7 protein-coding genes and 1 pseudogene are annotated in these 4,919 nt (G+C 62.8%); all 8 read right to left on the bottom strand.

Going from position 1 to position 4,919, the window contains the following annotated elements; all coding sequences use genetic code 11:
* Positions 1-476 (bottom strand): isocitrate/isopropylmalate family dehydrogenase (locus tag RMO57_RS20965; protein WP_310389971.1); only part of this gene is annotated, 476 nt, incomplete at its 3' end.
* 71 nt (positions 477-547) lie between these two features.
* Positions 548-1,240, bottom strand: a complete 693-nt coding sequence (locus RMO57_RS20960; RefSeq protein WP_310389970.1) for a sulfite exporter TauE/SafE family protein — start codon at positions 1,238-1,240, stop codon at positions 548-550.
* Positions 1,241-1,247: 7 nt separating this feature from the next.
* Positions 1,248-1,490, bottom strand: a complete 243-nt coding sequence (locus RMO57_RS20955) for a nitrogen fixation protein FixH (protein WP_310389969.1) — start codon at positions 1,488-1,490, stop codon at positions 1,248-1,250.
* A gap of 7 nt (positions 1,491-1,497) precedes the next feature.
* Positions 1,498-2,958, bottom strand: coding sequence for a cytochrome c oxidase accessory protein CcoG (ccoG, locus tag RMO57_RS20950; protein ID WP_310389968.1), 1,461 nt, complete (start codon positions 2,956-2,958; stop codon positions 1,498-1,500).
* Between the two features lie 32 nt (positions 2,959-2,990).
* Positions 2,991-3,905 carry a cytochrome-c oxidase, cbb3-type subunit III gene (ccoP, locus tag RMO57_RS20945; protein WP_310389967.1) on the bottom strand — a complete coding sequence of 305 codons (915 nt, stop codon included), beginning with the start codon at positions 3,903-3,905 and terminating at the stop codon, positions 2,991-2,993.
* Positions 3,902-4,057: a cbb3-type cytochrome c oxidase subunit 3 gene (locus tag RMO57_RS20940; protein ID WP_310389966.1), complete on the bottom strand. Its 156-nt coding sequence runs from the start codon at positions 4,055-4,057 to the stop codon at positions 3,902-3,904. Before RMO57_RS20940 ends, ccoP begins: the two co-directional genes overlap by 4 nt.
* Before the next feature lie 13 nt (positions 4,058-4,070).
* A complete protein-coding gene (gene ccoO, locus RMO57_RS20935; RefSeq protein WP_310389965.1) occupies positions 4,071-4,694 on the bottom strand; it encodes a cytochrome-c oxidase, cbb3-type subunit II in 624 nt (207 codons plus the stop codon).
* A 27-nt stretch (positions 4,695-4,721) separates the two neighbouring features.
* Positions 4,722-4,919 (bottom strand): annotated as a pseudogene (locus tag RMO57_RS20930) (cytochrome C oxidase Cbb3); the annotation flags it as partial.

Below are 4,919 nucleotides of genomic sequence, written 5' to 3'. Positions count from 1 at the left end.
TCCTCCGAGTTCTCCCTGAAGATCACCATGTCGGTCTTGTGGGGCTCCTTCACCGGACTCGGCACGCCCTCGAAGTACTGGATCGGTCGCAGGCAGACATACAGGTCAAGTTCCTGCCGCAGCGCGACGTTGAGCGAGCGGATGCCACCACCGACCGGCGTGGTCAGCGGGCCCTTGATCGAGACCACGTAGTCCTTGAGCACCTGCAGCGTTTCTTCCGGCAGCCACACATCAGGGCCGTAGACCTTGGTCGATTTCTCGCCCGCGTAGATCTCCATCCAGTGGATCTGGCGCTTGCCGCCGTAGCTCTTGGCTACCGCCGCATCGACCACCTTGACCATCACCGGCGTGATGTCGAAGCCGGTGCCGTCGCCCTCGATGAACGGGATGATCGGCTGATCGGGCACGTTCAACGAGTAGTCCGCGTTGACGGTGATCTTCTGGCCGCCCGCGGGCACCTGGATGTGCTGGTACATGAGGTTCTCTTTCGTCTCGGCGAAGGGTGGGCAATGAAACCGAAGAAATTGTAGGCGACCGCCGCACGACCTCAGCCCGGTAGACACCAAGCCGCCGCCGTGCCGCCACGCAGCGTCTGCACGATAGCCCAGCCGCCAGCCACCACCAGCAACGCGCCGGTGGCCCGCACCGCCAGCGTCGCCAGGCGCTCACCGCGACCGGCCAGTCGCGCCAGCAGCAGCGGTAGCGCCACCAAACCACCGGCGCTGGCAAGGGCAAACGCTGCCATCACCAGCGCACCCGACCAAGCCGATTGCGCCAGCGTAGCGACCGCCAATGCTGCGTAGAGCAAACCGCACGGCCAGCCGACCCAGGCCAGCCCGAGCCCAAATGCCGGCAGCCGTCGGGGCTGGGTGCGATGCGGTCCCTGCACCGGTAGCCAGCCTACCGGGCCGCGACCGAGCGCCTGAAAAGGCAGGCGGCCGGTCAGCAGCAGCCACAGGCCAAGCATCAGGCCGGCAAGCTGCAAAAGTGTCCACAGTGGCCGCAGCCACGCCGTGGCGCGCGCCAGATCGAACAACGCGCCGGTGCCGGCCGCCGCCAGCGCGCCAGCCGCGGCGTAGGCCAGCAGCCGCCCGACATGCCAGGCGGCGAGAGCCTGAACCGGCTGCCCGCCGCCGCAGCTGCGCGCAATGGCGTGACAGGGCGCGCTGCACATCGCCACGCAATGCGGGCTGCCGGCAGCGCCGATCAAGGCCGCCGCGGCCACCAACGCAGCGTCCACGCCGCGTTCAGCGTGTGGCCGGCGCGGCGCTGGCGGCCGGCACCGGGGTGGCCGCCAGGTTGCGACCCTCGCGTGCCGGCAGCGTGCTGCGTTCGTCGTTGCTGTGGGTTCTCGGCAGCACCGGATCGGCGCCATCGACGGCGATGTAGATCGTCACGAAGCTGGCGATCACCACCACCAGCGGTCCGCCCCAGACCATCCACCAGATCGGCATGTGCCACCAGCGCTGTTCGCTTGTTTCAGTATTCATGGAGGACTCAGCGTGGAACGATAAACGTCGACTTCTCGACCAGCGGCGCGCGGCCCTCGTCGAGGCTGATGACGAACTCGACCGGATGCGCGCCAGCGCCCAGCGACTGCGCCGCGTCGGGTGGCACCTGCACCGAAACCGGCACCCAGCGCGACTCGGCCGGCGCCAGCACCAGCGTGCCGCGCACCTGCGCCTCGGCGCCCGGGATGCCGCGCACGCCAATGCTGACCGGCAACGCGGCCTCGGTGTTGTTCATCAGTTGCACGCTGTAGCTGTTTTCGATGCGCCCGTCTTGCACCAGACGCGCCAGCGCGCCGCGGTCGCGCACCACGTCGATCCGCAGCGGCGCGCGAAGCCACAGCGAAGTCACGAAGGCGCCGCCAATGGTCAGCAGAATCGCGCTGTAGATGAGCACGCGCGGCCTCAACAGGTGGCGCAGGCTGAGGTGCTCACGCGCGCCGGTAACGATTTCGCGCTGAGTGGCGTAGCGGACCAGACCGCGCGGGTAGTCCATCTTGTCCATCACACCGTCGCAGACGTCGATGCAAGCCGCGCAACCAATGCACTCGTACTGCAGGCCCTTGCGGATATCAATGCCGGTAGGGCAGACCTGTACGCACAAGGTGCAATCGATGCAAGACCCCAGGCCAGCAGCCTTGATGTCGGTCTTTTTGCTGCGCGAGCCGCGTGGCTCGCCGCGCTCGGCGTCGTAGCTGATGATCAGCGTGTCTTTGTCGAACATCGCGCTTTGAAAACGCGCATAAGGGCACATGTATTTGCAGACCTGCTCGCGCAGGAAACCCGCATTGCCATAGGTCGCAAAACCATAGAACAAGACCCAGAACCATTCCCAAGGCCCAAAGCCCAAAGTGAATGCCTCGGCCCACAACTCCTTGATCGGCGTGAAATAGCCCACGAAGCTGAAGCCCGTCCACAGGCCCACCACGATCCAACTCAGCTGGGTGGCACTCTTGCGCCAAAGCTTGTTGAAACCCCATGGCGCGGCGTCAAGTTTGATGCGGGCCTGCCGGTCGCCCTCAAACTTGCGCTCAATCCACATAAAGATTTCGGTGTAGACCGTTTGAGGGCAGGCAAAGCCACACCAGAGCCGCCCCGCCACTGCCGTGAACAAAAACAGCGCATAGGCCGAAATCAGCAACAGCCCCGTCAGGTAAATGAAGTCCTGCGGGTAGAGCACCAAGCCGCCGATGTAAAAGCGCCGGCTGGCCAAGTCAAACAGCACCGCCTGCCGGTCGTTCCACTGCAGCCAAGGCAGGCCATAAAACAAAATCTGCGTGAACCAGACCAGACCCCAGCGCCAACGCGCAAACAAGCCGCTGACAGCACGCGGGTAGATCTTGCTTTGGGCTTGGTAGAGCGAAACGATCTCGATGACCGTTTGGTTGCCCTTGCCTGCCGAGGCTGGCTTGAGGGTCTTGCTCTGGCTCTTGTCCGACTCTGCGCTCATGCCTACCTTGGGTGAAACTTACTTCTCAGGTTTTACTTGGCCGCGGCGGCCACATTGCTCGACATGCTCCAGACATAAGCGCCCACGATGTGGATCTGCTCTGGGCTCAGGCGAGTGGACTGCGCGGGCATGACATTGTTTTTGCCGTTGTTGATCATGCTGACCACGGCATCTTCACCCCAACCATGCAGCCACACCTTGTCCGTCAAATTCGGCGCACCGATCGCCTGATTGCCCTTGCCATCCACGCCATGGCAGGCCGCGCAAACGCCAAACTTGGCACGTCCCATCTGTGCAGCGATCGCGTTATGCGCACTGCCGGAAAGGCTCAGCACATAGTTGGCGACATTGCGCACATCTTCAGGCGTGCCGACCGCAGCGGCCATTGGAGGCATCATGCCGTTGCGACCGTTGACGATGGTCTGGGTGATGGTCTCGTGGTTGCCGCCATAGATCCAGTCGGTGTCGGTCAGGTTGGGGAAGCCCTTGCTGCCCTTGCCATCGGAGCCGTGGCAGCCGGCGCAGTTATTGGCGAACAAACGCTCGCCGATACCCATCGCCACCGGATCTTGTGCCAAGGCCTCGACCGGCTTGCCCTCAAACTTTGCAAACAAAGTCGCCATCGCTTTGTTTGCGGCCGCCTGCTCCTGCTGGTACTGACCTTCACTGGTCCAACCCAGCGAACCGGGCTTGCTGCCCAGCCCAGGGTAGATGGCAAGATAAATGCCGGCGAACACCACCGTCAGCACAAACAAAATCGCCCACCAACGCGGCAGCGGGTTGTTCAGCTCGACCAGGTCTTCGTCCCAGACATGGCCGGTGCTGTTGTCGTCGGCCATGACCTTGCGGCGGCTGGCGATAAAGAGCAAAAAGATACAAAAAGCCAAGCCCAGGATCGTGCCGGCGGCGATGAACAGCGACCAGCCATCATGGAAAAAATCACTCATTGCGGCCTCCCCTTGCCATCGTCACCCAGGGGCAACATGCCCTGCTCTTCAAAGCTCGCCTTGTTGCGGCTGGAGTAAGCCCAGCCCACGATACACAGAAACACCAGCAGCGAAAACACCGTCACTGCCGCCCGCAAAATATTGATATCCATAGCAATCAACCTTTCACTTCAGCGCAGTGCCGAGCACCTGTAAGTAAGCGATTACCGCATCCAACTCGCTGCGGCCCTTGACGGCTTCAGCGGCTTCGGCAATTTCCTGGTCCGTGTAGGGCACGCCGACCGTTCGCAAGGCACGGAACTTGGGCGCCATGTCAGCCGGGTCCAGCAAATTTTTCGCCAGCCACGGGTAGGCCGGCATATTGGACTCGGGCACCAAGTCGCGCGGATTGGTCATGTGAATGCGATGCCATTCGTCGCTGTACTTGCCACCGACGCGGTGCAGATCGGGCCCCGTGCGCTTGCTGCCCCACTGGAACGGGTGGTCGTAGACGAACTCACCGGCGGTTGAAAAATGACCGTAGCGCAGCGTCTCCGAACGGAAGGGGCGAATCATCTGCGAGTGGCAGTTGTAGCAGCCCTCGCGGATGTAGATGTCGCGCCCGGCCAGTTGTAGCGCGGTATAGGGCTTGAGCCCGGGTGCGGCTTCGGTGGTCGAGCGCTGGAAGAACAGCGGAATAATTTCCACCGCGCCGCCGACGATGATCGTCAGCAGCACCAGCACAATCATCAGAAAACTATTGGTCTCGATTTTCGCGTGACCGGTGGCTTTATCGTTTGTCGATGCCATATCAATTTCTCCTTGGTCAGCGAAGCATCAGGCGTGAGCCAACGTGGTCGGGATAGCGCTAGCCTGAGCACGGCCGACCTGCACCGTCTTGATCACGTTCCAGGCCATGATCAACATGCCGCCCAGGTAAAGCACGCCGCCCAGCAGCCGCACCACATAGAAGGGGTAGGTGGCCTTGACGCTCTCCACAAAGGTGTAGACCAAGCTGCCGTCAGGGTTGACCGC

Origin of the sequence: Roseateles sp. (assembly GCF_031397715.1) — a bacterium.
Taxonomy (GTDB): Bacteria; Pseudomonadota; Gammaproteobacteria; order Burkholderiales; family Burkholderiaceae_C; genus Paucibacter_A.
Note: the sequence above shows the minus strand (reverse complement) of the source record. Positions and strands in the feature narration are given on the sequence as shown.